The sequence below is a fragment of the Mesorhizobium sp. M7A.F.Ca.CA.003.01.2.1 genome (assembly GCF_003998945.1).
Lineage (GTDB): Bacteria > Pseudomonadota > Alphaproteobacteria > Rhizobiales > Rhizobiaceae > Mesorhizobium > Mesorhizobium ciceri.
In genome coordinates this window covers 1-1,778 of sequence record NZ_RZRA01001063.1, presented here as the reverse complement: position 1 = coordinate 1,778, position 1,778 = coordinate 1, and the positions used below count along the sequence as shown (strand labels likewise).

Below are 1,778 nucleotides of genomic sequence, written 5' to 3'. Positions count from 1 at the left end.
GCCTCGAAGAGGGCAGGCGATATCTCTATGAATCGCGCGCCAGCGACTTCAGGCGGGAACTTGAAATCGACCGCAACGGGCTGGTTGTCGACTATCCCGATTTCTGGCGCAGAGGTTAAGGCGTGTTTGCATGCAAACCGCTCTTTACAGAGCGTGCGGAAGCTTTTAGGAAGCGCCTGCTGCGCCGACATGCGCACGTACGGGCATAGCTCAGTTGGTAGAGCGGCGGTCTCCAAAACCGCAGGTCGTAGGTTCGAGCCCTGCTGCCCGTGCCATTCCCTGAATGGCATTCAACCCAATGTCTCGCCGTTTCGGAATGGCGTTCAAAACGATATTTCCATGGTCCGGCCTTTGAAAATCGGCGACCCGCTTGCCATATAGGGTCGATTGGGGCATAAGAGCGCCATAGCCGGGACGGAACGACTGGATGGTTCCGAGGCGGTGTTTGGTCATAAAGCGGAGACTTGCCACTTGCGTGGATCAAGAATCGGTTTTATGTAGACGAAACAGACACGCGACGCGTGGAGCTGGGAAACCGGCTTTACGCGTCTGATTTGCATGGGCGAAATGATTGCGCTGATTCGGCGCGAAATTCGCTCAGGCGGCACGTCCCGGCCAGCGGGATCATCCAGGAGACCCGGCCAACGGGTCTTGAAGACAGAGCGGCATATGGCTTCGAAAACCACAAATCCTTTCGTCTTTCTCCAGCAGGTTCGCGCGGAGACCGCCAAGGTGACTTGGCCGTCGCGGCGCGAAACGATGATCTCGACGGTGATGGTTCTGGCCTTCGCAGTGATCGCGATGATCTTTTTCTTCACCGCTGATCAGCTCATGGGCCTCGCGGTCGAACAGATTCTGGGCATCGGACGCTAAGTCCGGCGATTACGGAGAAGTCTTGAAATGACCGCGCGCTGGTACATCGTCCACGCCTATTCGAACTTTGAAAAGAAGGTCGCCGAGGATATCGAGAACAAGGCCAAGCAGAAGGGCCTGTCTGCCGACATCCACCAGATCGTGGTTCCGACCGAGAAGGTCGTCGAAGTTCGCCGCGGCCGCAAGGTCGATGCCGAGCGCAAGTTCTTCCCGGGCTATGTGCTGCTGAAGGCCAATCTGACCGACGCCGTGTTCTCGCTGGTCAAGAACACGCCGAAGGTCACCGGCTTCCTGGGTGACTCCAAGCCGGTGCCGATCACCGAGGCGGAAGCGCAGCGCATCCTGAACCAGGTGCAGGAAGGCGTCGAGCGGCCCAAGCCCTCGGTCACGTTCGAGATCGGCGAAGCGATCCGCGTTTCGGATGGTCCCTTCGCGTCGTTCAACGGTTTCGTCCAGGAAGTGGACGAGGAGCGGGCGCGGCTCAAGGTGGAAGTTTCGATCTTCGGGCGCGCCGTGCCTGTCGATCTGGAATTCGGGCAGGTCGAAAAGGGCTGATCCGAAATCCCTGAAGCCGGTTTGGCGGTCAGGGGAGGCGGCGCGGAAGCGCGGCCTGAGAACGGTGGGAGACGAATGCGGCTTTAGCCGGCCGCATGGATCGCACCACCAGACTGCAACCGCCGGCATGACCGGCATAGACAAAGGCAGGAAAAGAGATGGCTAAGAAAATTGCAGGCCAGCTCAAGCTCCAGGTGAAAGCGGGATCGGCTACGCCGTCTCCCCCGATCGGCCCGGCGCTTGGTCAGCGTGGCATCAACATCATGGAGTTCTGCAAGGCGTTCAACGCGCAGACCCAGGAAATGGAAAAGGGATCGCCGGTTCCGGTTGTCATCACCTACTATCAGGAC

3 protein-coding genes, 1 tRNA gene and 1 pseudogene are annotated in these 1,778 nt (G+C 59.1%); all 5 read left to right on the top strand.

Translation table 11 applies throughout. The features are described 5' to 3' along the window. Nucleotides 1-119 (top strand): putative glycolipid-binding domain-containing protein (locus tag EN969_RS29645; RefSeq protein WP_206525265.1); only part of this gene is annotated, 119 nt, incomplete at its 5' end. Between the two features lie 80 nt (nt 120-199). Continuing rightward, nucleotides 200-275, top strand: a tRNA-Trp gene (locus tag EN969_RS29640). A gap of 394 nt (nt 276-669) precedes the next feature. Beyond that, nucleotides 670-873, top strand: coding sequence for a preprotein translocase subunit SecE (gene secE / locus EN969_RS29635; protein ID WP_013531408.1), 204 nt, complete (start codon nt 670-672; stop codon nt 871-873). Between the two features lie 27 nt (nt 874-900). After that, nucleotides 901-1,428, top strand: a complete 528-nt coding sequence (nusG, locus tag EN969_RS29630) for a transcription termination/antitermination protein NusG (RefSeq protein WP_013531409.1) — start codon at nt 901-903, stop codon at nt 1,426-1,428. A 158-nt stretch (nt 1,429-1,586) separates the two neighbouring features. Next, nucleotides 1,587-1,778: pseudogene (gene rplK / locus EN969_RS29625) on the top strand (50S ribosomal protein L11); the annotation flags it as partial.

Bases quoted from the DNA above. Each gene is read 5' to 3' on its own strand.
- secE (WP_013531408.1), top strand. From the start codon at position 670: ATGGCTTCGAAAACCACAAATCCTTTCGTCTTTCTCCAGCAGGTTCGC.
- nusG (WP_013531409.1), top strand. From the start codon at position 901: ATGACCGCGCGCTGGTACATCGTCCACGCCTATTCGAACTTTGAAAAG.